This window comes from Krasilnikovia cinnamomea (assembly GCF_004217545.1).
Lineage (GTDB): Bacteria > Actinomycetota > Actinomycetes > Mycobacteriales > Micromonosporaceae > Actinoplanes > Actinoplanes cinnamomeus.
The window spans coordinates 6920548-6946419 of the sequence record NZ_SHKY01000001.1 but is presented as its reverse complement, the minus strand read 5'-3'; the positions used below and the strand labels follow the sequence as shown (position 1 = coordinate 6946419).

The 25872-nt window shown below is 74.1% G+C and carries 22 protein-coding genes and 1 pseudogene; 11 read left to right on the top strand and 12 right to left on the bottom strand.

Translation table 11 applies throughout. From position 1 onward, the window contains the following. Window positions 1-10 precede the first annotated feature (10 nt). The 4 genes from EV385_RS30685 to EV385_RS30670 all read right to left on the bottom strand — a co-directional run bounded on the left by EV385_RS30685 (window position 11) and on the right by EV385_RS30670 (window position 4282). Entirely contained in the window at window positions 11-976 is a 966-nt protein-coding gene (locus EV385_RS30685) for an ABC transporter permease (RefSeq protein ID WP_130512607.1), read from the bottom strand. After that, entirely contained in the window at window positions 973-1836 is an 864-nt protein-coding gene (locus tag EV385_RS30680; RefSeq protein ID WP_242625166.1) for an ABC transporter permease, read from the bottom strand. Before EV385_RS30680 ends, EV385_RS30685 begins: the two co-directional genes overlap by 4 nt. Continuing rightward, window positions 1833-3524 carry an ABC transporter substrate-binding protein gene (locus EV385_RS30675; protein WP_130512606.1) on the bottom strand — a complete coding sequence of 564 codons (1692 nt, stop codon included), beginning with the start codon at window positions 3522-3524 and terminating at the stop codon, window positions 1833-1835. Before EV385_RS30675 ends, EV385_RS30680 begins: the two co-directional genes overlap by 4 nt. 185 nt (window positions 3525-3709) lie before the next feature. Next, window positions 3710-4282 (bottom strand): TetR/AcrR family transcriptional regulator, encoded by a 573-nt coding sequence (locus EV385_RS30670; RefSeq protein WP_130512605.1) that lies wholly within the window; start codon window positions 4280-4282, stop codon window positions 3710-3712. A gap of 114 nt (window positions 4283-4396) precedes the next feature. Here EV385_RS30670 and EV385_RS30665 point away from each other — a divergent pair, with 114 nt between their 5' ends. From EV385_RS30665 to EV385_RS30640, 6 genes are read left to right on the top strand one after another with little or no spacing between them, the layout of a single operon-like run. Then, complete coding sequence (locus EV385_RS30665) at window positions 4397-5446, top strand: 3-oxoacyl-ACP synthase III family protein (RefSeq protein ID WP_242625165.1); 1050 nt, start codon at window positions 4397-4399, stop codon at window positions 5444-5446. A 3-nt stretch (window positions 5447-5449) separates the two neighbouring features. Beyond that, window positions 5450-6337 (top strand): 3-oxoacyl-[acyl-carrier-protein] synthase III C-terminal domain-containing protein, encoded by an 888-nt coding sequence (locus EV385_RS30660; protein WP_130512604.1) that lies wholly within the window; start codon window positions 5450-5452, stop codon window positions 6335-6337. Continuing rightward, window positions 6337-8178 (top strand): fatty acid CoA ligase family protein, encoded by a 1842-nt coding sequence (locus tag EV385_RS30655; RefSeq protein WP_130512603.1) that lies wholly within the window; start codon window positions 6337-6339, stop codon window positions 8176-8178. The genes EV385_RS30660 and EV385_RS30655 overlap by 1 nt, the downstream gene beginning before the upstream one ends. Window positions 8179-8215: 37 nt before the next feature. Next, a complete protein-coding gene (locus EV385_RS30650; RefSeq protein WP_130512602.1) occupies window positions 8216-9247 on the top strand; it encodes an NAD-dependent epimerase/dehydratase family protein in 1032 nt (343 codons plus the stop codon). Continuing rightward, the gene (locus EV385_RS30645) at window positions 9244-12177 is read left to right on the top strand and encodes a non-ribosomal peptide synthetase (protein ID WP_130512601.1); all 2934 of its coding nucleotides are present in this window, start codon (window positions 9244-9246) and stop codon (window positions 12175-12177) included. The genes EV385_RS30650 and EV385_RS30645 overlap by 4 nt, the downstream gene beginning before the upstream one ends. Next, complete coding sequence (locus EV385_RS30640; protein ID WP_130512600.1) at window positions 12174-12803, top strand: GNAT family N-acetyltransferase; 630 nt, start codon at window positions 12174-12176, stop codon at window positions 12801-12803. The genes EV385_RS30645 and EV385_RS30640 overlap by 4 nt, the downstream gene beginning before the upstream one ends. A gap of 37 nt (window positions 12804-12840) precedes the next feature. On the opposite strand, the gene EV385_RS30635 is transcribed toward EV385_RS30640, so the two are convergent. Together EV385_RS30635 and EV385_RS30630 are read right to left on the bottom strand one after the other, a co-directional pair. After that, window positions 12841-13485 carry a response regulator gene (locus EV385_RS30635; RefSeq protein WP_130512599.1) on the bottom strand — a complete coding sequence of 215 codons (645 nt, stop codon included), beginning with the start codon at window positions 13483-13485 and terminating at the stop codon, window positions 12841-12843. Beyond that, on the bottom strand, window positions 13485-15527 hold the full coding sequence (locus tag EV385_RS30630) for a sensor histidine kinase (protein WP_130512598.1): 2043 nt from the start codon (window positions 15525-15527) through the stop codon (window positions 13485-13487). Before EV385_RS30630 ends, EV385_RS30635 begins: the two co-directional genes overlap by 1 nt. 86 nt (window positions 15528-15613) lie before the next feature. Here EV385_RS30630 and EV385_RS30625 point away from each other — a divergent pair, with 86 nt between their 5' ends. Then, window positions 15614-16591 (top strand): CPBP family intramembrane glutamic endopeptidase, encoded by a 978-nt coding sequence (locus EV385_RS30625; protein WP_130512597.1) that lies wholly within the window; start codon window positions 15614-15616, stop codon window positions 16589-16591. A gap of 75 nt (window positions 16592-16666) precedes the next feature. Then, window positions 16667-16840: pseudogene (locus tag EV385_RS36210) on the top strand (sensor histidine kinase); the annotation flags it as partial. Here EV385_RS36210 and EV385_RS30615 read toward each other — a convergent pair. The 3 genes from EV385_RS30615 to EV385_RS30605 form a co-directional block, all read right to left on the bottom strand. Continuing rightward, a complete protein-coding gene (locus EV385_RS30615) occupies window positions 16815-17708 on the bottom strand; it encodes an alpha/beta hydrolase (protein WP_423203140.1) in 894 nt (297 codons plus the stop codon). The pseudogene EV385_RS36210 and the gene EV385_RS30615 overlap by 26 nt on opposite strands. Window positions 17709-18019: 311 nt before the next feature. Then, complete coding sequence (locus tag EV385_RS30610; protein ID WP_130512595.1) at window positions 18020-18742, bottom strand: hypothetical protein; 723 nt, start codon at window positions 18740-18742, stop codon at window positions 18020-18022. After that, window positions 18733-20493: a phosphatidylglycerol lysyltransferase domain-containing protein gene (locus EV385_RS30605; RefSeq protein WP_242625164.1), complete on the bottom strand. Its 1761-nt coding sequence runs from the start codon at window positions 20491-20493 to the stop codon at window positions 18733-18735. Before EV385_RS30605 ends, EV385_RS30610 begins: the two co-directional genes overlap by 10 nt. Before the next feature lie 276 nt (window positions 20494-20769). Between EV385_RS30605 and EV385_RS30600 the strand changes: the two genes are divergently transcribed. Continuing rightward, on the top strand, window positions 20770-21285 hold the full coding sequence (locus EV385_RS30600) for a flavodoxin family protein (protein WP_130512593.1): 516 nt from the start codon (window positions 20770-20772) through the stop codon (window positions 21283-21285). A 72-nt stretch (window positions 21286-21357) separates the two neighbouring features. Here the strand turns inward: EV385_RS30600 and EV385_RS30595 are convergent, their stop codons facing one another. The 3 genes from EV385_RS30595 to EV385_RS30585 form a co-directional block, all read right to left on the bottom strand. Then, window positions 21358-21630: a hypothetical protein gene (locus EV385_RS30595; protein WP_130512592.1), complete on the bottom strand. Its 273-nt coding sequence runs from the start codon at window positions 21628-21630 to the stop codon at window positions 21358-21360. A gap of 107 nt (window positions 21631-21737) precedes the next feature. Continuing rightward, complete coding sequence (locus EV385_RS30590) at window positions 21738-22394, bottom strand: TetR/AcrR family transcriptional regulator (RefSeq protein ID WP_130512591.1); 657 nt, start codon at window positions 22392-22394, stop codon at window positions 21738-21740. After that, window positions 22366-22896: a hotdog fold domain-containing protein gene (locus EV385_RS30585; protein ID WP_130512590.1), complete on the bottom strand. Its 531-nt coding sequence runs from the start codon at window positions 22894-22896 to the stop codon at window positions 22366-22368. Before EV385_RS30585 ends, EV385_RS30590 begins: the two co-directional genes overlap by 29 nt. A gap of 153 nt (window positions 22897-23049) precedes the next feature. On the opposite strand from EV385_RS30585, the gene EV385_RS30580 reads away from it, so the two are divergent. Next, complete coding sequence (locus EV385_RS30580) at window positions 23050-23478, top strand: Fur family transcriptional regulator (RefSeq protein ID WP_130512589.1); 429 nt, start codon at window positions 23050-23052, stop codon at window positions 23476-23478. A 65-nt stretch (window positions 23479-23543) separates the two neighbouring features. Beyond that, window positions 23544-25730 carry a catalase/peroxidase HPI gene (gene katG, locus EV385_RS30575; RefSeq protein WP_130512588.1) on the top strand — a complete coding sequence of 729 codons (2187 nt, stop codon included), beginning with the start codon at window positions 23544-23546 and terminating at the stop codon, window positions 25728-25730. Window positions 25731-25872 lie beyond the last annotated feature (142 nt).

Below are 25872 nucleotides of genomic sequence, written 5' to 3'. Positions count from 1 at the left end.
GGCCGGCCCGTCACCGCGCCTGCACCCGGGGATCGACCGCGGCGTAGAGCACGTCGGCGACGGCGTTGCCGAGCACCACGATGACGCCGGTCAGCAGCGTCACCCCGACGACGACCGGCAGGTCGATCTGGTTGACCGCCCCGACCAGCAGCTGGCCGACGCCGGGCAACCCGAACATGGTCTCGGTGAGCACCGCCCCAGTCATGATCGCGGCGACGTCGAGGGCGGTCAGCGTGACCACCGGGATCAGCGCCCCCCGCAGGGCCCGGCGGGTGCGGATCCGCCGCTCCGGCAGGCCGTACGCGCGGGCGGTGCGGATGTGGTCCTCGGCCAGGGCGTCCTGGACGCCGGCACGGGTGAGCCGGGCGTACGTGGCGGCTTGGATGATCGCCAGCGCGGTCCACGGCAGCAGCAGGTTCTGCGCCCAGCCGCGCGGGTCCTCGGTGAGCGGCACGTAGGTCGGGAACGGCAGCCACCGCAACTGCACGCTGAACACCAGCAGCAGCACGAGACCGACGAGGAAGACCGGGGTGGCGTATCCGATGAGGACCAGCGCGTCGACGAACCGGGACCGCAGCAGCCCCGCGCCGACGCCGACCACCAGTGACAGGATCTGCGCGCCCAGCGCCAGCGACGCGGACACCGGCAGCCGGTCGGCCAGCAGCGCGGTCACCGGCTGGTCGGTCTCGAAGGAGTACCCGAGGCACGGCGCGGGACAGTGCCGCACGTCCGGCCCCGCCGGATAGTCGCGGCCCACGACGATGCCGCGCAGGAAGTGGCCGTACTGGGTGGCGACGCTCTCGTCGAGGCCCATCGCGGCGCGGACCTCGGCGAGCCGTTGCGGCGTGCACCCCTTGCCGCAGGTGAGCACGGCCGGGTCGGCCGGGGCCAGGTAGAACAGCGCGTAGACGACGGCGGACAGGGCCAGCAGCACCAGCACGGCGCCGCCGAGGCGGCGCAGCAACAGCCGGATCACGGTACGGGCACCGTCTGCCGCGGGTCGAGCACGCGCCGCACCCCACCGGACACCAGCACGAACGCGATCAGGGTGGTGAGCAGCAGGACACCGGGAATCAGCACGTACGCCGGGTCGGCGCGGAACCAGGTGGTCGCGCTGGACAGCATCTGGCCCCAGGACGGGGTGGGCGGCCGGACCCCGACGCCCAGGAACGACAGCCCGGCCTCGCTGATCATGTTGGCGGGCAGCAGCAGCGCCGCGTACGTCAGCACCGGCGCGGCCAGGCCGGGCAGCAGCTCGCGGCGTGCGATCCGCGCCGGCCCGGCCCCGGAGAGCCGCGCGGCGGCCACGTAGTCGCGGGTGCGCAGCGACAGCGTCTCGCCCCGGGTCAGGCGCGCCGTGCCACCCCAGCCGAGGATCGCGATGACGCCGGTGAGCAGCACCGGGCGGGGCCAGGACTGCGGCACGATCGCCAGCAGGGCGATCGCTAGGACCAGGCTGGGGAACGCGAGGACGAGGTCGACCAGGCGGCTGATCGCCGCGTCGAGACGGCGGCCGCCCAGCCCGGCGGCGAGACCGACCGCGAGACCGATCGACACCTGGGCGAGGGTGGCGCCGACGGCCACGCCGAGCGACACCCGCGCGCCGTACACGACGCGGGCGAACAGGTCCCGGCCGGTGCCCGGCTCGACGCCGAACCAGTGGTCGGCGCTGAAGCCGACCACCGGCACCCCGCCCCGGGCGGAGTCGAGCAGCTCGGGGTGGAAGGTGGTCGGGTCCTGTCCCTCGATGGCGGTCAGCACGGGCGCGGCCAGCGCTACCAGGACCATGACCGTCACCACCGACGCCCCGGCGACCAGTCCGGAGTCCCGGGTCACTTGACGGAGATCCGGGCCAGGTCGTAGGTGCCGCGCCAGCCGTCGGGCACCGCGTTCTTGACGCCCGTGCCGTACAGGTAGACGTCCTTCTCGTGGGTCAGCGGGACGACCAGGGCGAGCTTGCCGATCCTCGCGTCGAGGGCGCCCCAGCGGGGGGCCGCCGCGGCCGGGTCGGTGAGCGCGTTGATCGCGTCGATCTCCGCGTTGACCTCGGGGTCGTTGTACTGGGCGAGGTTGAAGTTGCCGCCCGCCGTGACGATCTGCCGGCCGTCGAAGATCGGAATGAGGAACGGGCCGCCGGACGGCCAGTCGGCGCCCCAGTTCTGCAGCGACAGCGCGGGCTGGGTGGCGGGCTTGCCGGTGACGTCCCGGTACGTCGCGCCGTCGATGGCGACCAGGCGCACCGCGATGCCGGCCTGCTTGAACGCGTCCTGAATTGCGGCGGCCACCTTGGGCCCGAGGCCGTTCGCGTCGTCGTTCTCGTGGGCCAGCTCGATGCTGAGTCCACCGCCGTGTCCGGCGGCGGCCAGCAGCTCGCGGGCCTTGGCCGGGTCGCCGCCCGGACCGGCCGGGAAATGATCGTACGGCTGGTAGCCCAGTGCCGGCTGCGGCGGCAGGAAGGTGGTCGAGGGCCCGGCGACCGCGCTGCCGCCGAGGGCGTTGACGACCGAGGTGCGGTTGACCGCGTACGACAGGGCCTGGCGCACCCGCACGTCGTCGAAGGGTGCCTTCGTCGTGTTGAACGCGAGGTAGGTGGTCATCGGGAACTCGCCCCGGGCGACCCGCTTGTCCAGCGCGGAGCCGGGCGTGAGCTGGGCCAGTTGTTCGGGCCCGACCACGGCGTCGGTGGTGACGGCGTACGCGTCGCGCCCGGCGCCGGTGACCAGGCGCTGGTTGATGACGGCCGGGTCGAGCCCGGCGGTCACCTCGATCCGGTCCGGGCAGGCGTAGCGCAGGGTGTCGCTGCCCCAGTGGGTGTTGCGCACCAGGGTGAGCGTCTTCTTCTTCTCGTACCGTTCCACCTTGTACGGTCCGCTGGACAGCGGGTGGTTCTCGTACTCCGTGCCGGAGTCCTTCGCCCTGGGCACCGGGGCGAACTGGGTGGCGGTGGCCAGGAAGGGGAAGTCCCCCTCGGGTTTGCGCAGCTTGAAGACGATCGTCTTCGCGTCGGGCGTCTCGATCGCCGCGAGCCCGCCGGGCTGCTTGTACGGCCCCGGGTAGTCCGCCGCCCCCACCAGCCAGTCCCGCAGGTACGGCGCCCCGCCGGGCAGCTCCGGCGCGAACGAGCGTTCGATGCCGTACTTGACGTCGGCGGAGGTGATCGGCGTGCCGTCCTCGAAGAAGACGCCGTCGCGCAGCCGGTACGTCCAGGTCCTGGCGCCGTCGGAGGGGGTGCCGAGGTCGGTGGCGAGATCCGGCGCGGGCCTGGTGCCCGCCTCTCCGGGCAGCCGGTTGCGGGTGGTGAGCGTGCGGAACAGCAGGGACGGGATGTTGCCGCCGCCGGAGGTGTAGAGCCGGGCCGGGTCGAGGTGGCTGATGCCGCCCTGGTTGAGCACGGACAGCGTGCCGCCGCGGCAGGTCGCGGGGTCGAACGGCGTGGCGGCCGGGTTCTCGGCGCCCTGGCAGGCGGTGAGCGCGCCGGCGGCCAGGATGCCGGCGAGGATCGCGGGAACGGTTCGGCTGCGCATCGTCGCCCTTCGGTGGGCCGGACGGGATCTCCGCCGGTCGGGTCGGCGGACGAGGTGGGCGCCGGTCGAGGCGCCCGTCCATCCACCGGAATCAACGTAGGGCGGATGCCGCGGCCGGTCACCATGGATGTGACGCAGTTCACCGCAATTCCTATAGACTTAGCATGTTTCAACTCGCAGGCTGGTTACCCCGGTAGCTGACTGAGCACGTAGGGGGCGACCTGATCCAGCGGGCCGGTGGTGCGGTAGGCCCGGCACAGCACCGCCGCCCCTTCCAGGCTGGCCAGCATCAGGGTGGCCAGCCCCGAGGCGCGGCGGGCGGGCGCGCCGAAGGACACCAGGCCCTGGGTCACCGAGGCCAGCCAGGTGTCGTACGCCGCACGGCAGGCCCGGCTGAGCGCCGGTGAGGCGGGCACGGAGTCCAGGGTGATCGTGGTGACCGGCAGACCCTCGGTGAAGTCGGACTCGCGCAGGTCCTGGGCGAAGTGCTCGACCATCGAGATGGCCCAGCCCCGGGCGCTGGTGCTGTCGGCCAGCCGGTCGTGGATCAGCCGGTCCACCTCGACCGCCCAGTCCTCGACCGCCGCCACGGCGATCTCCTCCTTGCCTCCGGGAAACAGAAAGTAGACCGAGCCCCGCGGCGCTCCACTGTGCTCAATGATCTGGGTCAGTCCGGTGCCGTGGTAGCCGTGGCGGCGCAACAGCGTCCGGGCACTGGCGATGATTCGCGCCCGAGTGTCCGACTTCGGCCTCGGCATGACCCACCTCTCACTGACTTGCCTAGCACCCCCGACGACGAAACTATATCAATCGGTCTACTTAGATGTGTTGTCTGCGTGGCCGCCCCGGCCCGTCTCACCCCGGAGGTTCCGGTGACCCACACCCGGTTCGAGTCGATCGGTGCGTATCTGCCGTCGACCGTCGTCACCACGCGCGAGCTCGTCGCGCAGATGAGCTACCAGCCACCGTTCGACCTGGAGCAGATCACCGGGATCGCCGAGCGGCGCGTCCACGACAAGCGCCCGGACTCCCTGGAGGACTCGTTCGTCCTGGCCCGGCGCGCGGCGCAGGACTGCCTGTCCCGCTCCCGGTACGCCGCCGCCGACCTCGACGTCGTCATCTCGGCCTCGATCACCCGGTACCACGGCGACCGTGTCTTCCAGTTCGAGCCCTCGTTCGCCCATCAGCTCGCCCGGTCGCTGGGTGCCACCCGGGCGATCCACTTCGACGTCTCCAACGCCTGCGCCGGGATGCTCACCGGCGTCGCGGTGCTGGACCGGATGATCCGGGCGGGCGTGGTCCGCAACGGCCTGGTGGTCAGCGGCGAGCAGATCACCGCGATCGCGGAGACCGCGGTCAAGGAGATCAGCGAGCTGTACGACCCGCAGTTCGGCTCGCTGACCGTCGGCGACTCCGGCGCGGCGGTGATCCTCGACGAGTCCACCTCCGAGGCCGACCGGATCCACTACGTCGAACTGATGACCTGCTCTGAATATTCACACTTGTGCATAGGTAAGCCGAGCGATCGTAACCAAGGGATCGCGCTCTACACCGACAATCACCAGATGCACAAGGAGGACCGGTCCCGGTTGTGGAGCCGGTTCCAGACCGACTTCCTGGCCAAGCGCGGCACCACCTTCGCCGAGGAGGGCTACGACTACGTCGTGCACCACCAGGTCGGCAGCAAGTTCATCCGCAACGTCAACAACCACGGCGAGAAGGCCTTCGGTACGCCGATGCCCGAGTCGCTGTCCGTGGTCGAGAAGTACGGCAACACGTCGTCGACCTCCCACTTCGTGGTCCTGCACGACCACCTGCGCAGCGGCCGCGCCCGGCCCGGCGCGAAGTACCTGCTCGTACCGGCCGCCTCCGGCGTGGTCACCGGCTGCGTCTCCGCCACCATCAGCTCCCTGGAGGTCTGAACAATGCCCACCGCCATCACCTCCACCGCGGTGAGCACCGACCCGCACCTGTCCGGGTCGATCGCACGCGCCTCCGCCGCCGCCACCGCCTGCCTGAACCGGGCCGGGGTCCACCCCGACCAGGTCGACGTCCTCATCAACGTCGGCGTGTACCGCGACGAGAACATGGCCGAACCGGCCATGTCCGCGCTGATCCAGAAGAACGTCGGCACCAACCTGGACTACCTGCGCTCGGGCAGCCCCGCCTTCTCCTTCGACCTGATGAACGGCGCCTGCGGGCTGCTCAACGCGGTCCAGGTGGCGGGCGCGTTCCTGGCCGGCGACGCCGAGTACGCCCTGGTCGTCTCCGGCGACACCCACCCCTCCGGCCGGCCCGACCCCGACTTCGGGTACGCGCACGTCGGCGCCGCGATGCTGCTGTCGCGTTCCGCCGACGCGGGCACCGGCTTCGGCCCGGTCAGCACCGTGACCGCCCCCGACGACGCGCCCGGGGTGCGCGGCTACGCGGACCTCGGCGCGGTCGGCACCCACGGACGCGAGATGATCTGGGTGCGCCGCGACCCCGACTACGCGCGGCGGCTGGTGGAGCTCGCCGCCGCCGAGGCGAGCCGGTACGCCGCCGAGCAGGGCCTCGACCTGTCCCGGACGCTGCTGGTCGCCTCCCAGCCGACGCCGTCGTTCGCGGCCGAACTGGCGCAACGGCTGGGCGTCCCGGCCGACGCCGTGGTCACCGTGCACGGCGTCGACGGCGACCCGCACACCTCGGCGCTGACCCTCGCCTACCACCAGGCCGTCGAGGCGGGGCAGGCCGACGCGTACCCGGAGGCGCTATTCGTGGCCGCCGGGGCGGGACTGTCCGTGGCCTGCTCGGTCTACCACCGCGCCGGCTGATGGCGCTCGCGACGACGACCGGCGTGGCGGCCCGGCTGGCCGCCCACGCCGACTCCGCCCGCGACGCGGTCATCTGGCCCGGCCACGGCCGGCTCACCTTCCGCGAGCTGCACGAGCAGTCCGACGCGTACGCCGCCGGGCTGCGGGCGCTGGGCATCGGCAAGGGCACCAAGACGGTCCTGATGCTGCGGCCCGGGCTGGAGCTGTACCCGGTGCTGTTCGGGCTGCTCAAACTCGGCGCGGTGCCGGTCGTCGTCGACCCCGGCATGGGCGTACGCCGGATGCTGCACTGCTACCGCAGCGCCGGGGCGCAGGCGTTCATCGGCGTCGGGATCGCCCACGTGGTGCGGCTGTTCAACCGGCGGGCCTTCGCGGGGGTGCGGATCCTGGTCACCGCCGGGCGGCGCTGGTTCTGGGGCGGGGCGACGCTGCGTACGATCCTCGAAGGTCCGCACCCGGCGCCCACCGAACGGCCCGGCCCGGACGACCTGCTGACGATCGGGTTCACCACCGGCAGCACCGGCCCCGCCAAGGGCGTCGAGTCCACCCACGGCGCGCTGGAGGCCATGCTCCAGCAGGTCATCGCGGTACACGACCAGTCGAGCGACGACGTGGCGCTGGTGACCTCACCGATGTTCGGCGTGCTGCACCTGCTGATCGGCTCCACGTGCGTGCTCGCACCGGTCGACCCCACCCGGGTCGGTGCCGCCGACCCGGCGGCGCTCGCCGACACCATCGAACGCTTCGGGGTCACCGGGATGTTCGCCTCCCCGGCGCTGCTCGACCCGTTCGGCCGGTACCTGCGCGACACCGGCCGCCGGCTGCCGACGCTGCGCACCCTGGTCGCCGGCGGCGCCCCGGTCTCCGACGAGGTGGTCCAGACGCTGCACCGCGACGACCTGCGGTTGCACACCACGTACGGGGCGACCGAGGCGCTGCCGATCGCCTCCATCGAGTCCCGGGAGATGCTGCGCGACACCCACGAGGGCAGCCGGACCGGGGCGGGCACGTGCGTGGGCCGCCCGGTGGACGGAATGGACGTCCGCATCGTGCGCGTCACCGACGATCCGCTGCCGGTGTGGCGTGACGACCTGCTGGCGGCGCCCGGTGAGGTCGGCGAGATCACGATCGCCGGGCCGACCGTGAGCCCCCGCTACCACCGGCTGCCCGAGGCCGACGCCGCCGCCAAGATCATCGACGGGGAGCGGCGCTGGCACCGTACCGGCGACCTCGGCTGGATCGACGACGCCGGGCGGATCTGGTTCTGCGGCCGCAAGAGCCAGCGGGTCGGTGACCTGCACACCGTCCAGGTCGAGGGGGTGTTCAACGCCCACCCGCAGGTGTACCGCACCGCGCTGGTCGACGCGGGCGGGCGCCCGGTGGTGTGCGTCGAGCCGCGCCCCGGGGTCACCGACCACGACCGGCTGCGCCACGAGCTGCGCGAACTCGCGGCCAGCCAGCCGGTGACCAAGCCGCTCGACGAGTTCCTGTTCCACCCGGCGTTCCCGGTCGACATCCGGCACAATGCGAAGATCAACCGCGAGTACCTGTCGGCCTGGGCCGCGTGGCGGCTGCGGCCGCGCCGCCCGCGCGAGCTCGCGCCACGGCTGGTGCCGCTGGCCGGCTGGGCCTTCCTCGCGTACGGGCTGGTCGGGCCGATGCCCCATCCGGCACTGTGGGTGCTGTGGGGCATCGACCTCGTGCTCAGCTTCGTGGCGCACGGCCTGCAGATCCCGGTCGCGGTGCGCCGGGCCCGGTTCGCGGGCATCGCACCGGCCCGGGCGGCCGCCCTGACCATGGTGTTCGGTGCGACCTGGTGGAAGGGACTGCCATGGCGGTGACCAACAGGTCCGGCGCGACCGGCTGGAGGGGACCGCGATGAAAATCCTGGTGACCGGTGCCTCCGGGTTTCTCGGCGGGCACATCGCCGAGGCGGCCGTCGCGGCCGACCACGACGTCCGGGCGCTGCTGCGCCCCACGGCGGCGCTGTCGATGGACGCCGGCGCCGACCGGGTCGAGCCGGTCCGCGGCGACCTGACCGACCCGGCGTCGCTGGCCGTGGCCACGGCCGGGGTCGACGTGGTGATCCATTCGGCCGCCCGGGTGACCGACCACGGCAGCCCGGCGCAGTTCCACGACACCAACGTCGCCGGCACGCAACGGCTGCTGGCCGCGGCCCGCGCCAACGGGGTGTCCCGGTTCGTCTTCGTCAGCAGCCCCAGCGCGGTGATGGACGGCACCGATCAGGTGGGCATCGACGAGAGCACACCCTACCCGGCGAAGTACCTGAACCTGTACTCGGAGACCAAGGCGGCAGCGGAACGCCTCGTGCTGGCCGCGAACGAACCCGGGTTCACCACCAGTGCGCTGCGCCCGCGCGGCATCTGGGGGCCACGGGACTGGCACGGCTTCATGCCCCGGCTGATCGCGAAGCTGCGGGCGGGACGGCTGCCCGACCTGTCCGGCGGGCGCACCGTGCTGGCCTCGCTGTGCCACGCCACCAACGCGGCCCACGCCTGCCTGCTGGCCGCGGGCTCCGACCGGGTCGGCGGGCGCGCGTACTTCGTGGCCGACGCGGAGGTCAGCGACGTGTGGGCACTCATCGCCGAGGTGGGCGCGATGTTCGGCGCGGCACCGCCGACCCGCCGGGTGCCACCGGCGGTGCGCGACGCGCTGGTCGCCACGATCGAGACGGTGTGGCGCGTCCCGTACCTGCGCGACCGGTACTCGCCGCCGCTGTCGCGCTACTCGGTGGCGCTGCTGACCCGGTCGAGCACGTACGACACCAGCGCCGCCGCACGCGACTTCGGCTATGCCCCGCTGCTCGACCAGCCGACCGGGCTGCGGCAGCTGCGCGAGTGGGTCGACGGCATCGGCGGGGTCGACGCGTTCACCAGGTACGTCCGGTGAGCCGCTACCAGCGGCCCGTGTCGCCGACCGAATGGCTGTACCTGGCCGGTCAGCGCACCATGCCGCCCTTCGCGATCCAGCTCGTCGTCGAGGGCGAGGGCGACCTCGATCCCGCCGCGCTCACCCGGGCCGTCCGGGTGGCGTCGGCCGCGTGCCCCGGCGCCCGCCTGGCCCGGGACGGCCGGACCTGGGTGGACACCGGCGAGGCCCCGCCGGTCACCGCGGCCGGCTCCGTGGCGCTGTGGCCGGCGCTGGCGTCCAGCGCGCTGGAACGGACCTGCGAGGTCGTGGTCGCCGAGGGCGCCGTGATGTTCCGGGTGTCCCACGCGGTGATGGACGGCCGAGGCGTGCTGACCTGGGCGGCGGACGTGTTCCGGGCGCTGCGCGGTGAGCCGCCGCTGGGTGCGCCCGCGATCCTCACGGACTTCGGCCTCGCCGACCGGCTGGGCGCGCCCGGCCGGCGGCCCCGGATGAGTGCCGGCTGGCGCTCCCCCCTGACCGCACCACCCCACGCGGCCGGGCCGGCCACGGCCGGACTGGGCCCGGCCGGGCAGAGCTCGGCCAGGCAGGGGTGGGCGCGGCGCAGCGTCGACGGCAACCACCCTGGGCTGGTCGCGAAGCTCGCCACGGCGGTGGCCGGGTTCACCGGTGCCGGACGGTCCCGCTTCCTGGTGCCCGTCGACCTGCGCCGGCACGACCCGGCGTTGCGCAGCACCGCCAATCTCAGCCTGCCGGTGTTCCTCACCGCGGGCCCGGACGAGACGTGGCAGAGCCTGCACAAGCAGATCCTGCGCGCGCTCGTCGAGCGGCGCGAGGTCACCGGCGGAGCGGCGGAACGCGCCGCCTACCGGCTACCGCTGGGGCTGCTGGCCCGCTCCCTGCGGATGGCCGGTGACCGCCACCTGTGCACGGCGATCCTGTCCCACCTCGGCCGGATCGATCCGGCCGAGTTCAGCGCCGACGGATTCCGCGCCTCGACCGTCTACTCCCTGCCCACCCACGCGCCGCTGGCCCCGCTGTCCATCGTGGCGACCGCGCCGCCGGGCCGTACCGAGCTGACCGTGGCCCACCACGGCACACCCGAGCGGGCCGAGGCGCTGCTGGACGCGGTCGAGGCCGCGCTGTCGCCGCACCGGCACTGGGCGGGCAACGACACCCGGCGCGCGGTGCCCCGCGCGACCCTGACCGGCCTGTTCGCCCGGCAGGTCGCCGCCGCCCCGGGCGCCGTCGCGCTGACCGGGCCGTTCGGCGAGGTCAGCTACGCCGAACTGGACGCCCGCGCGGACGCGGTGGCGCACGCGCTGCGCGAGCGAGACGTGGGTCGCGGCGACGTCGTCGGGCTGCTGGCCGACCGTACGGTCGAGGCCGTCGCGGCGATCCTCGGCGTGCTCAAGGCAGGGGCGGCGTACCTGCCGCTGGACCCGCAGCACCCGGACGGCCGGATCGGCCACGTGCTGCGCGACGCGGGCGCGCCGCTGTGCCTGCTCGGGCGCCGCCACGCCGGACGCGTCGGCGTCGAACACCTGATCCTGGAGGACCTGCCGACCGGCGGCGCGCCCCCCGCCGACGACGCGGCCACGCCGGACGACCTCGCGTACGTCATCTACACCTCCGGCTCGACCGGGCGCCCCAAGGGTGTCCAGGTCGAACACCGCAGCCTCGTCAACTACGTCACCTGGGCCCGCGAGGAGTACCGGGTGGACACCGGCACCCGGTTCGCGCTGTTCACCTCGCTGGCGTTCGACCTGACCGGCACGGCGCTGCTGCTGCCGCTGCTGGCCGGGGGCAGCGTGGCGCTGGTACCCGACGAGCCGACCCACGTCAGCCTGCGGGAGATGCTGGAACGCTCCGGCGCCAACGCCCTCAAGCTCACCCCGGCGCACCTGGACCTGATCGGGCGGCTGGGGCTGACCCCGGCCGGGTTCAGGGTCCTGGTCGTCGGCGGCGAACAGCTGCGCCCGGCGGTCGCGGCGGCGGCGCTGCGCGCGTTCGGACCGCACTGCCGGATCGTCAACGAGTACGGGCCGACCGAGGCCACCATCGGCTGCGTCGTGCACGAGTTCGACCCCGACCGCGACACCGGCGCCGCCGTGCCGATCGGGCGGCCGGTGGCCAACACGTCGGTGTTCCTGCTCAACGCCGACGGGCGCTTCGTCGCTCCCGGTGAGACCGGCGAGCTCCACCTGGCCGGTGAGCAGCTCGCGCGCGGCTACCGGGGCCGCCCCGATCTCGACGGCGAGCGCTTCGTCCGGCTGGCCGACGGGACCCGGGTGTACCGGACCGGTGACCTGGCCCGGGTGGTGGACGGCGAATTGGAGTACCTGGGCCGCACCGACGACCAGCTCAAGATCCGGGGTTACCGGATCGAACCGGCCGAGATCGCGGCGGCGCTGGAGAGCTACCCGGGGATTGCTCGGGCGGTGGTGACCGGGCGGGCCGCCCGTCGCGGCACCGACCCCGTGCTGTGCGCGTACGTGGTCGGTGCGGTGGCGTCCGAGCAGGACGTCCGCGACCACCTGGCGCGGTGCCTGCCGCGCTACCTGGTGCCCGCCGTGATCGTCACCGTGGACGAGCTGCCGCGGACCACCAACGGGAAGATCGACGTCGGGGCGCTGCCCGACCCGTTCGCGCAGCGCGCCGTGACGCCCCCGTCCGGCGGGCCCGCCCCCGGGACGGTCGAGGAGCGGGTGTCGCAGATCTTCGCCCGGATTCTGCGGGTCGACCGGACCTTGATCGGGCCGGACACCGACTTCCACGCCCTCGGCGGCGACTCCCTGTCGATGATCGAGATGCTGGCGGCGGTCGCGGCGGAGCTGCCCGATCCGTCCACGCGTGACACGCTGGCGGGTTCGGTGATCCGCAACCCGACACCCGCGGCGGTCACGGCGGTCATCCGCGGCGGCGCACCGGCGCCCGGTGGTGCGCGGTGAACCCCCCACGGATCCGGGCGGCCACGGCCGCCGACGTCGACGCGGTGGTGCCGCTGATGCTCGACTCCTCCCCCGAGCTCATCGCGGCGACCTTCGGCGCCGGCGCGACCGCGGTGGTGCGCCGGGACTTCCTGCGCGGCAGGGGCATCTTCGGCCACGCGCACCAGCTCGTCGCGCTGGCCGACGACGGGCGGGTGGTGGCGACGCTCACCGCGTACCCGGGCCGCGACTACCGGCGGTTGAGCCTGCGCACCCTGCGGTCGGCGGCGGTGCTGGGGCCGCGCGCCCTGGCCCGCGCGGTGCGCCGGACGGCCGCGCTGGCGCACCTGTTCGCCCCGCCCGGGCGGGACAGCCTGTTCCTCGCCAACCTGTGCGTCGCCCCGGCCGTACGCAGCCGGGGCTACGGGTCGGCGCTGATGGCGCACGCCCGGACGCTGGCGCCCGCGCAGGGACTGGCCACGGTCGAGTTCGACGTGTCCTTCGCCAACCCCCGCGCCCAGCGGCTGTACGAGCGGCTCGGCTGGGAGGTCACCGGGGAACGCCCCGCGCCCGCGGGCAGCCCGCTGGACGGATTCCGGCGGATGCGCCGACCGGCCGCGCCGGGCCGATCCGGCGCCCGCCCCTGACCTGCTTCGCGCACGGGGAGTGCCCGGCCCCTCGGCGTCAGCGTGGCCGGACCAGACCCAGGTCGTACGCGACGATGGTGGCCTGGACGCGGTCCCGGACACCCAGTTTGGGCAGCAGCGCGTACACGTGGGCCTTCACCGTGCCGGTCGCGATGCCCAGCGTCGCGCCGATCTCGGCGTTCGACAGGCCCCGGGCGAGGCTGACCAGCACGTCGCGTTCGCGCGGCGTCAGCGCGTCCAGGCGCGGGTCGGTCTCCGGTGCCGCGGTCAGGGCGCCCGTGGCGAACGCGTCGATGAGGCGCCGGGTGACCACCGGGCTCAGCATCGCCTCCCCGGACGCCACCACCCGGATCGCCGCCACCAGCTCGCCGGGCTCCGCGTCCTTGAGCAGGAAACCCGAGGCCCCGGCCCGCAACGCCTGGAACACGTACGCGTCCTGGTGGAAGGTGGTCAGCACCAGCACCCGCGGCGGGCGCTCGCCGGCGGTGAGCCGGGCGGTCGTGGTCAACCCGTCCATCCCGGGCATCCGGATGTCCATCAGCACCACGTCCGGCAGGGCCGTGGCCGCCAGCGCGAGGGCCGACGCGCCGTCCCCGGCCTCCCCGACCACCGCCATGTCGTCCTGCGCGCCGACGATCGCGGCCAGCCCGGCCCGGACCATGACCTGATCGTCGACGACCATCACGCGGACCGCGATGACGCCACCTCCTCGTGCTGCTGCGCGGCGCCGGCGCGGCCCAGGCCGTCGAGCAGGCCCCGCATCGCGGTCAGCGCCTGGCGGGCCGATCCCACCACCGCGTCCAGGTCGGCGCGTTCCGCGGCCCGCGGCACCTCGGCCGCGTGCCGCAGCACGGCGTCGCGCAACCCGGCCGCGATCCGGGCCCGCTCGTCGTACGCCCGCATCTGTGCCTGCGCCATCGCGGCCGCCACCCCGCCCTCCTCCCGGGCGTGCCGCTGGGACCGGCGGCGCCGGGCCGCCCAGCCCGCCAGCCAGCACGCGCCCATGGGCAGCACGTACAGCGCCCCGAACAGCGCCGTGATCAGGATCTGCGACATGACCGCCGTGAACCCCACCGCCTGCTTCGGAATGTCCGGGTCCGCGGCGAGCTCCGGTGTGGAGCTCACGGCGGCCAGCACGCCCACCGCCAAGGCGAGCACCGCCGCACCGCCGATCGGGGCCAGCCAGGTCAGGCCGGGTCGCGCACCCCAGGCCGCCACCGCGTACACGGCGGCCAGTTCCGCTCCCCCGCCGAACAGCGACCACCAGGCGCCGTCGGCGGACATCACCCCGGTGACCGCCAGCAGCGGCCCCAGCCAGGTGGTGGCCGCGACCGCGCCGAGCACCCACCAGGGACGACTGCGCCGCCACAGCAGCGGCACCGAGTGGGCGAGCAGGGCCAGCAGGGCCAGCGTCGCCGCCGCCGGGGACAGGCCCTCCTCCTCGACCGTCGTGAGGAGCCCGGTCAGCGGCAATACCAGGACGAGCAGGACGATGCCCGCGTCGAGCACCGTCTGGCTGCGCAGCCGACGACCCACCCAGCTCCACACGCGCCGCCATCGCGCGCCGGACCGCGGCGTGCCGGCGGTCGCGGGCCCGGTCACGGCGAGCGGGAACACGGCCCGTACCCGCCATCCGCCGCCGTCGCGGGGCCCGGCGTCGAGGGTCCCGCCGAGGGCGCGCGCCCGCTCGCGCATCCCGTGTACGCCGCGCCCGCCACCGAGCCCGGCGGCGGCGCCGGTGCCGTGGCCGCCACCGCCGTCGTCGTCGACGACCAGCTCGGCCTGGCCGTCACCGTACGAAAAGGCGATCCGGACCGCGCCGCCCGGGGCGTAGCGCAGGGTGTTGGTGAGTGCCTCGCGGGTGATGCCGTGGACGGCCGCGGCCAGCGCGGGCGGCGGGTCGGTGGCCACCTCGACGCTCACGACCTGCCCGAGCTGGCGGAAGTCGTCGGCCAGATCCGCCAGGCGCCCCACGGCGGGGTCGGCCTCGCGCGGCGGCGCCGGCATGATCGCCACGAGCTGGCGCAGCGCGGTGAGGGTGTCGTGACCGGTCCGCGCCGCGAAGTCCAGCGCCTCGGCGCGCAGCTCCGGTCGTTGTTCCTCGAGCAACCGCGCGGCCGACGCGTTGACGACGATCGAGGTCAGATGGTGCGCGGTCACGTCGTGCAGTTCGCGCGCCAGCCGGCGGCGTTCGGCGTCGGCCGCGTCGCGGTGCGCCTGCCGGGCCTGCGCCAGCCGCCGCGCGGCCGCCGCCCGCTCGCCGCTCCAGCGGCCCCGGATGCGGCCGAACGCCGCCACCATGCCGTACACGACGATCAGGGTCACCAGTGCCAGCGGATAGTCGCCGGTCAAGCCGTCCTGCCAGGCGACAAGACCGGCCTGCCACACCAGCAGTCCGGACAGGACCAGCGCCGTGGTCCGCGCGTCGCGGCGGGCGGCGACGCTGAACAGTGCCACGAGGTCGGCCACGGAGATCACCAGCAGCGCGTCGCCCGGGACCAGCAGCTGCTGGTCCGCCGGTGCGACCCAGGTGGCCAGCGTCAGCCCGGCGGCCACCACCACCGCGGCCGTCACCGGCCGGGTACGCCGCAGGCCCAGCGCCGCCGCGACCAGCACCACGGTGGCGGTCACCGCGACGGCCGCCACCGAGCCGACGGCGCGGCCGGGCCACAGCGCGAGCTGGCCGACGCACAGCGCGGCGGGCAGCAGCCAGATCTTCGTCACGACAGGGAACCTATAACCTCGGGCACAGATCGATTTCCGGCCATGGGCGGATTCGGGCAGGGTACCCGCGCTGCCACACTGCCGGGATGCTGACTGTCGCGGAGCCGCTGAGCCCGTATCACCGCCTCGCCCGCACCCCCGCGCACCGCTGGTGGCGTACGGTGCTCGGCACCCTCTTCATCGTCGTCGGCACCACCGTGCTGGCCCTCGGCGGCTACGCCGTGGTTACCTCGGCGGCCGTCGTGGCGGGCCGCCCGGACGGCCCGGACGGGTTGCCGACGTTCGGCGCGCTGGCCGACCTCGCCGTGAGCTGCCTGATGATCGCGGCGCTGCTCCCGGCCATCCTGCTGGCGGCCCGCCTGATCCAGGAGCGTCCCGCCGGGACGCTGTCGTCGGTGACCGGGCGGCTGCGGCTGGACTGGCTGCTGACCTGCCTGGCGGTCGCGGGCGTCGCGATCGCCCTGTTCATCGGCACGATCATGGTCGTCGATTCGGTCACCGGCGCGGACACCGACCTGACCGGCGAGCTGGCGGGCTGGGGACCGTTCCTGGGGTCGGCGCTGGTGCTGCTGCTCGTGGTGCCGCCGCAGGTCGCCGCGGAGGAGTACCTCACCCGGGGCTGGCTGCTGCAGGCCGTCGGCGCGTGGTGCCGCCGCCCGTGGCTGCCGATCACCGTGCAGGCCGTCGTGTTCGCCGCGCTGCACGGCTGGGGCACCCCGTGGGGCTTCGCCGACCTGGTCCTGTTCGGCCTGGTCGCGGGGTGGCTGACGGTACGCACGGGCGGGCTGGAAGCGGCGATCGCCCTGCACCTGGCGAACAACCTGCTGGCCTTCCTGGTGTCGGCCGCCTTCGGCGAGTTCGGGGTGGACGAGACCGCCGCCGACATGCCCTGGCGCTACGTCGTGATCGACGTGCCGGTGCTGCTCGGCTACGCGGCCGTGATCGCGTGGCTGGCCCGGCGGCGTAACGTCCGTCACACCACGCCGGTCCCGCCCGTGCCCGCCGCGCTCCCGGCGACCTTCGGCCGGCTCCCGCATGCCGCCGGAACCGCCGCTCAGCGGTAGCGGCCGCCGCCGACCGGCCGGTGCCGCAGGTCGCCCTGGGCCGGCTCCACGCCGTGCGGGCCGACGCGGGCGCGGTCCGTCTTCGACAACTTCCACCGCGCCCACGCGGGGGCGGGCTGCACCGGTACGGGGCTCGGGCTGGCCATCTGCCACCGCATCGTCGCCCGCCACGGCGGCACCATCACCGCGGACGACAATCCCGGCGGCGGCTCCCGGTTCACCTTCACCCTCCCGGCGGCCGACCCGCCCGCGGAGGCCCGGAAGGCCGCCGAGCGGACGGCGCCGCCCCTCGGCCTGCCGGGGCTGCGGACGGCGGCGGGCCAGCGCCGGGCTCCCCTGGTCTCGGCCTGAGACTGGACGGCCACGGTGCCGGCGGGGAGGCGGACGGGTACGGTGCGCGCGGGCCCGTGTCCGGGATGTCGCGGGCCAGCCGGGCCGACAGCCAGTCGAAGGCCGGGCCCTGGACGCGACGCCAGAAGGCGTGATTGTGCCCGCCGTGGCGCAGCTCCACCGGCGTCACCGCCAGCGGGGCCCGCACCGACCGTACGATCTCGCGCGATCCGTCGCGCGACGCCCGGTCGTCCACGGACCACACCACATACCAGGACACCGGCGGCTGGGGCAGGTGCCGCAGGCGCCACACGACGTTGTTGGTGGTGTTCTCGCTGCCGTCACCGACCCTGATGCCGGGTCCCGCGTTGCCGGACAACGACGCCGCCGCCGCGTACCGGTCGGGATGGCGCAGCGACAGGTTCATCGCGCAGAATCCGCCGGCCGAGAAGCCGATCGCCCCCCACGCCGCGCGGTCGGTGCGGATCCGCAGGTGGGCCGATGCGTACGCGGGCACATCCGTGGTGAGAAACGTTTCGGACTGCGCGCTGCCGACCAGGTTCGTGCACTCGGTGTCCAGGAAGTGCCGTGGCGTCAGGTACGGGAACAGCACGACGGTCGGCGCCATCCGCCCCGAGGCCATCTCCTGATCCAGCCGGGACAGCACGTCCATCTTCTCGATCCAGGTGCCGGGCGAGCCGGGGTACCCGTGGAACGCCTCGATGACCGGATAGCGCCGCTTCGCCCCCGCCGCAGTGTCGTAGACGGCGGGCAGGTACACCGCCATCGGCATGGTCAGCCCGCTGGCCTTGCCGGGCACGGTGACGGTCAGCAGCCGGCCGCCGCCGGGCCGGGGCGCGGGCGGGGCGGGCAGGTCCTCGCTCTGCGAGGCGGTGCCGAACAGCGCATTCCACGTCGGGTACGTGGTGGTGAGCTGGTTGAGCTGCACCGCGCAGGTGGCGGCCATGGCCAGCACGATCACGCTCACCAGCGCGGCCCGGCCGAGGACGCGCCACCGGTCCCACAGGCAGGCCAGGCCCACGGTTGCCGCCAGCACCACGACCACGCACAGCGCGACGAGGACCGGATCGTCGATCCTCATGGCCGCAGCGGCGACGCTAGGGGATGGGGCAACTGCTCGGCCGCGGCGGCGAGGGCGGCCGCCCAGCCCTTGGCGCCGACGACGCCGAACGCCGTTCCGAAGTGGCGGTCCGCGCCGCGCATCTGCCCCGCGAGCGCCTGGTGCGGCGGGTCGGTGACCAGCGCCCAGCCCTGATCGGCGGCCCGGGCCGCCCGGCGCAGTTCGGCGGCGAGGTTGGCCAGCGCGGTGGCGGAGGTGAGCGCGGTCGGTACCAGCAGGACCGTCACCACGCCGGGCGTGCGCTGCGCCGCCGTTCGCGCCTCGGCCAGGTGCGCCGCGGCGGTGAGCACGACGATGACCGGGTAGGTGGTGCCGGGCCGCGCCGCGTACCCGGCCGGGGTGACGACCGTGGGCGGCTCGGCCAGGTGCCATCCGCGGACCGCCGGGCCGAACCGCCCGGTGACCGGCGGCGGTTCGGACGGGTGGGCGGCCGCCGGGGTGGCGTCCCCCGCCCCGCTGCCCCCCGCCAGCGCGTCCCAGCTGGGATAGAACGACTGGTCGCGGTTCACGCCCAGGAAGATCGTGGAGACCAGCAGGGCCTCCACCACGACGACACCGACCGTACGGGTCAGCACCCGCCGCAGGCGCCCGCCGCGCGGCCAGGCGTACACCGTGGCGGCGGCGGCGATCAGCGTGGCCGCCCCGGCGAGCACGAGCAGCGGTATCCCGGTCAGGCGCACGTGTCGGGCTCCGTGGCGCGCCGGGTGCCGGCCGAGGGCAGGAACGCCTCGGCGCTGAGTGCGGCGACCGCGATGCGGGGCAGGTCCCGTGCGGACGGGAAGCACAGGAAGCGGGGCTGCCAGTGCGGCTGGTACTTGGCGTTGGCCCGGTACAGCGATTCGATCTGCCAGAAGCCGGACATCGCCCGCAGCACCCGGGCCCACAGCCGGACGACCGGTCCCGCGCCGAGCTGCTCGGCGCGGGCGATGATGGAACGCAGCACCGCGAAGTTCAGCGAGATCTGCGTGACGCCGAGCCCGGCGGCGGCCTCCACCGCGCTGACGATCATCAGTTCGGTGAGCCCGTTCTCGGCGCTGCGGTCGCCGCGCATGAGGTCCAGCGACAGCCCCGACCGTCCCCAGGGGACGAACTGCAACAGCCCGAGCAGCCGCCCGTCGGCGTCGCGGCACAGCACGAGCAGGCAGTCGTCGTCGGCCGGGTCACCCAGCCGGGACAGCGCCATGGAGAAGCCGCGTTCGGTGCCACCGCAGCGGAACGCGACGGCGCAGCGCCGGACCTCGGCCAGCGCGGCGGCGTCCAGGTCCCGCTGGCGCACCACCTCGCAGACGTAGCCGGCGCGGCGGGCCCGGCCCACCGCCTGCCGGACCGTACGCATGGGCCGGCCCTGCAGGCTGAACGCCGGGACGTCGAGGATGGCCTCGTCGCCGAGTTCCAGCGCGTCCAGCCCGAACCGGCGGTACGCGCTGCCGCCCGCGGTGCCGCAGGCCAACACCGCCGGTGTCCAGCCGTTGGCGTCGCAGTCGGCCAGCCACGCGGCGATCGCCTCCGGCCAGGCCGACGGGACCCCCAGCGGGTCACCGGAGGCGAGGCTGACGCCGTTGACCACCCGGTACGCCACCACGGCCTGCCGCGAGGGCGCCCAGATGAACAGCTTGTCGCGGCGCAGCGCGAAGTAGCCCAGGGAGTCGCCGTCGCCGTAGCGGTCGAGCAGGGAACGGACCTGGTCCTCGTCACCGCTCGCCCAGCCGGCGCGCCTGGTGCCCGGGCGCAGCAGCACCAGCGCCGCGACGCCGAAGGCCAGCAGCCCGAACGCGCCGGTGGTGACGTCCACCATGGTGTTGGTCACCTCGTGCTGGAAGCGCAGCGGGCCGGTGATGCCGATCATCCCGAGGGCGGCGTGCTCCAGCCACCGCCCCGGTCCTGAGGGGACGGTCAGCTGACCGGCGCGCAACGCGATCTCGACGAAGCCGAGCGCGAGCCCGGCGCCGAGGAACCCGGCGCACACGCGCAGGGCACGCCGCCGGTTGCGCACGTCGCCGCGGGCGTAGAACCGGTCCCGTTCGACGATGAGGACGCCGAAGATGACCAGTGCGGGCAGCGCGGGGGCCGGGGTCGCCTTGGCGACGTGCAGCACCACGCTGAGCGCGCACAGGCCGGTGGCGAGCTGCCAGGCCCGGCGCTTGCCGCGCCGCAGCCCGCTGCCCAGGTAGACCAGGAGCAGGCCGATGACGCTGACCCCGGCGCGCGCGGTCACCATCCCGGCGGTCGGCATGAGGTCGGCCAGCGCGGCCATCCGCTGGTGCCAGGACGGCAGGATCGCCGTGAGCGCGCTGAAGGCACCCACGATCTGAACGCTGCGGGCCACCACCGTCCGCGACGGCGGCGGCCGCCACGGGCTTCGGCTCGTGGTTTTCCGGGGGTGCACCGCCGCCTCGCGTTGCGCGGGCACCGCCTCCTGGTCCACCGTCACGGTCCCACCCCGTTCATTCGCTGACATCGCTCCCGCCCATCCATGGCCCCGAACATCTTGGCCAAGTCCGCCGTGCCGTGACGTCGGCCGAGCGTAGGGACCTGAGGCAAGCAACTGCGACTTTCGGCCGAGGAGCGGACACGCACCGCAGTCACGCCGTCGCGTGGACGAACCGGGGCGGCGGCCGTTCGGTCCTTGTGGAATGACCATCGGCCCTGGTCACGATCGTGCCAGGGCGCGAGGCTCAGGGGCGAGGCCGAGGTAGTGGAGGAAGCCATGCACGCGGTGGTGGTGTACGAATCGATGTACGGCAACACGCACCGGGTGGCCGACGCGATCGGGGCCGGTCTGGACGGCGCCTACCGGGTCGACGTCGTGCCGGTGGAACGGGCCGACGCCCGCCTGCTCGCGGACGCGGACCTGATCGTGGTGGGTGGCCCGACGCACGCGCACGGCATCAGCCGGGCCGCTTCCCGGCAGGCCGCGGTGGCCCAGGCGGGCGAACCCGGCAGTGCGCTGACGCTCGACCCGGACGCCGAGGGCCCGGGCCTACGGGACTGGTTCGACGCGCTGCCGTCGCTGCACGCCCGGGCGGCCGCCTTCGACACCCGGGTCGACCTGCCGCCGCTGCTGACCGGGCGGGCGGCCAAGGGGATCGGACGGCGGCTGCGCCGGCACGGCCTGGACATGGTGACGGAGCCGGTGAGCTTCCTGGTCACCAAGGAGAACGAGCTCGTCCCGGAGGAGCTGGACCGGGCGCGGCAGTGGGGCCGGGAGCTGGCCGGCGTCTGAGACGACGGTCGCGCCCGGCCACGATCGGGCGCGGTCACGTACGGAAAGCGGCCGCGCCCGCGCCGGCTGAGGTCAGGACGTGCGCAGCGGCTCGGACAGGTGTCCGTCGCGCCACGCGTCCGCGCCCGCGTGGACGGCGCTCCTGGCCCGCCGCCAGTGGTGCAGCGCCAGCTCGGTCGGTGGAGTCTCCATCTGCCCCACCCGCCGCCGCACGGCCACCACGGCGGCCACGGCGGTCAGCGCCGCACCGGCGAGGCCGATCACTCCGCCGATCACGGTCAACGTGGCGCCGGTCAGCAGCACGGTGCCCGTGGGCACGTGTCGCGACTCCGTGATGCTCGCCATGGGTCCCCTCCCGATCATCAGAGGAGTCCACCGTGCCGCTCGGCGGGCCGGTCCGCCTCATCCGCGCCGGGCGAATCCCCAGCCTCGGCGGGGTGACCCCCGCCGGATCAAGGCTGGGGACGGGGCGGCGGGCCGCAGTCGAGGACGGCGCCGACGGCCGCGGCGAGCTGGGCGCGCGTGTGCGGCCGCACCCGCCCGGCACGGATCTCCGGGAACAGCATTGCCCCCGGCAGCCGCACCACGCAGGTGGTGACGGCGTCCACGGCGGCGCCGTCACCCCGGCCCCACACGGCGAGGGCCAGCAGGCGCAGCGTGTCGACCAGGGCGGCGTCGAGGGCGCGCAGCCGGTCGGCGACCGCCGGGGCGACCGCGTCGGTGAGCACGTCGTCGCGGCGCAGGGTGACCAGCAGCCGCGCCGCGCGCGGCTGCTGGTCGGCGAACCGCGCGGGTGCGTCGGCCGCGGCCAGCACCGCCCGCCGCCCACCCTCCGGCAGGCTCTGCCCGGCGGGCGCTCGCCGTGGGCCGGCGGCCAGGACCTCGTCGACCGCGCCGCGCTGCATGGCCAGGAACTCCCGGCCCCGGCGCTGCCACGCGGCGCCGACGACGGTCTCCAGGGAGCCGAACGTGTGGTAGATGCTGCCGTTGGACGCGCCGGCCCGTTCGGCCAGGGCGCGGACGGTGAGGCTGGCCCGCCCGCGTTCGACGATCAGCTCCTCGGCGGCGTCGAGGAGCGCGTCAGGCGCGTGGACCCGCGGCCGGGGCATCGACCACGGCCTCCCTCCGCCGCGGGGTGACCCACATGGTGATGTCCGCGTGCACCACCGTCGTGCCGCGGGTGTCGATCACGTCGACCGGGACGACGACCTCGCGCGACTCGTCGGCGGCCAGGCCGGTGAGGTCCTCGACGACCGCGACGGCGCGCAGGTCGGTCTCGGCCTTGGCGAGGTAGGACACGGTCATGCCCTTGGGGATCCACCGGTGACTGGCGGGGACGCTGACCTCGATCGTGGTGCCCGCGGCGAGCTCGGCGAGGTTGCAGCAGGCGATGGCGTGGAAGGTGCCGATGTGGTTGTGCACCCGCCAGCGGTTGCGCGCCGCGACCTCGCCCCGGCCGGGCGCCAGATCGACGAACACCGCCCCGATCGACCGGAAGTACGGCGCCTTCCAGGAGACCGCCAGGGAGAACAGGCGGCGCCCGAAGGGCCGGCGGGCCAGGCGCCGGTACAGGCTCAACACCGGGGGCTGCGGCTTCGTCGTCGCGCTCATCCGAGCGTCCTCTCGTTCGTCCCAGGCTGGTCCGGCCAATATTAGAGCACCTGCTCCAGAACTGTGGGTGACCGTCGCCACACAAGACATCCCGGGACGAAACGCGCCACGGCTTTCTTGACTGATTCCAGAAAAGGGGTGCACACTCAGACGGTGCACACGACGTTCGACGCAGACGCCCTGCTGCGCGGGGCCGCGCTGCGGGTGACCCGGCCCCGCCTCGCGGTGCTGACCGCGGTGCACGGGCATCCCCACGCCGACACGGACACGATCATCCGGGCCGTGCGCGGGGAGCTCGGCGACGTCTCCACCCAGGCGGTCTACGACGTCCTGCGGGCGTTGACCGCCGCGCGGCTCGTACGGCGCATCGAGCCGGCCGGCTCCGTGCCCCGCTACGAGTCGCGGGTCGGCGACAACCACCACCACGTCGTGTGCCGTTCGTGCGGCGAGATCGCCGACGTCGACTGCGCCGTCGGACAGACGCCCTGCCTGACCGCCTCCGACGACCACGGCTACGCCATCGACGAGGCCGAGGTCGTCTACTGGGGCGTCTGCCCCGCCTGCTCCACCTCAGCCGCCTGATCCACCGATCCGCCCGGTCCGCGCCAGACGACGGCGACCGGCTTTCGAGTCCCAAGGAGAGCAACGTGAGTGACAACAAGGGCCTCATCTCCGGCGAGGCGCCCGTTCGCCCGCCGACGGCCAGGTCGAACCAGGACTGGTGGCCGAACCAGCTGGATGTGAGCGTCCTGCACCAGAACCCCGCCGCGGGCGATCCGATGGGCGCCGACTTCGACTACGCCGAGGCGTTCCGCACCGTCGACCTCGATGCCCTGAAGGCCGACATCGAGGCCGTCATGACGACCTCGCAGGACTGGTGGCCAGCCGACTACGGCCACTACGGGCCGCTGTTCATCCGGATGGCGTGGCACAGCGCGGGCACGTACCGCATCAGCGACGGGCGTGGCGGCGCGGGCTCCGGCGACCAGCGCTTCGCACCGCTGAACAGCTGGCCGGACAACGCGAACCTGGACAAGGCCCGCCGCCTGCTGTGGCCGGTCAAGCAGAAGTACGGCCGGAAGGTGTCCTGGGCCGACCTGATGGTCTTCGCGGGCAACGTCGCCCTGGAGTCGATGGGCTTCCGGACGTTCGGCTTCGGCGGCGGGCGGCAGGACGTGTGGGAGCCGGAGGAGATCAACTGGGGCACCGAGGACACCTGGCTCGGCGACCAGCGCTACAGCGGCGACCGTGAGCTGGCCAAGCCGTACGGTGCCGTGCAGATGGGCCTGATCTACGTGAACCCGGAGGGCCCCAACGGCAACCCGGACGCCCTCGCCGCGGCCCGCGACATCCGGGAGACGTTCCGCCGGATGGCGATGAACGACGAGGAGACCGTGGCGCTGATCGCGGGCGGGCACACCTTCGGCAAGACGCACGGCGCGGCGAAGCCCGACACGCACGTCGGCCCCGAGCCCGAGGCCGCCGCCCTGCAGGAGATGGGTCTGGGCTGGAAGAACAGCCACGGCACCGGCAAGGGCGGCGACACCATCACCAGCGGCCTCGAGGGCGCCTGGACACCCACCCCGATCACCTGGGACAACACGTACTTCGAGACCCTGTTCAGCTTCGAGTGGGAGCAGACGACCAGCCCGGCCGGGGCCAAGCAGTGGAAGCCGACCGACCCGGCCGCCGCCGACCTGGTGCCCGACGCCCACGACCCGGCGAAGAAGCATGCGCCGATGATGCTCACCACCGACCTCGCGCTGCGGGTCGACCCGATCTACGAGCAGATCTCGCGCCGCTTCTACGAGAACCCGCAGGAGTTCGCGGACGCGTTCGCCAAGGCCTGGTTCAAGCTCACCCACCGCGACATGGGGCCGATCTGGCGCTACGTCGGCCCGCAGGTTCCGGCCGAGCCGCAGATCTGGCAGGACCCGGTGCCGCCGGTCACCCACGAGCTGATCGGGGCGGCGCAGATCGCCGCGCTCAAGGAGGACATCCTCGCCTCGGGCCTGTCGGTGCCCGAACTGGTCGCCACGGCCTGGGCGTCGGCGTCGACGTTCCGGGGCACCGACAAGCGCGGCGGCGCCAACGGGGCGCGTATCCGCCTCGCCCCGCAGAACAGCTGGGAGGTCAACGACCCGGCCCAGCTCACCCGGGTGCTGCGCACGCTGGAGTCGATCCAGCAGGAGTTCAACGCCGGTGCGGGCGCGGTGCGGGTCTCGCTGGCCGACCTGATCGTGCTCGGCGGCGGCGCGGCGATCGAGCGGGCCGCCCGCGACGCCGGGTACGACGTCACCGTCCCGTTCACCCCGGGGCGTACGGACGCGACGCAGGAGCAGACGGACGAGGAGTCCTTCGCCGTGCTGGAGCCCACCCACGACGGGTTCCGCAACTACCTCGGCAAGGGGCACCGGCGGCCCACGGAGCAACTGCTGGTCGACCGGGCGCAGCTGCTGACCCTGACCGCGCCCGAGCTGACCGTGCTGGTGGGCGGCCTGCGGGCGCTCAACGCGAACACCGGTCAGTCGCACCACGGCGTGCTGACGGGGCGGCCGGGAACGCTGACCAACGACTTCTTCGTCAACCTGCTCGACGTCGGCACGGCCTGGTCGGCGACCGCCGAGGGTGACGAGGAGACCTTCGAGGGCCGCGACCTGCGTACGGGCGAGGTGAAGTGGACCGCCACCCGCGCGGACCTGGTCTTCGGCTCGAACTCGGTGCTGCGCGCGCTCGCCGAGGTGTACGCCAGCGACGACGCGAAGGAGAAGTTCATCGCGGACTTCATCGCCGCCTGGGTGAAGGTCATGAACCTGGACCGGCCCGCGGCCTGATCCGCACGCGGGCACCGTGCGAGCCGCAGTCCGGGCTCGCACGGTGCCTCGCGCGTTCTGCGGGCGGGAGCGGTGTCGCCAGTCACCCGAAATCGGCCGTTAGGGTGCGTACCGAGGTCCGCCCGCGGGTCCCGCGCCGAAA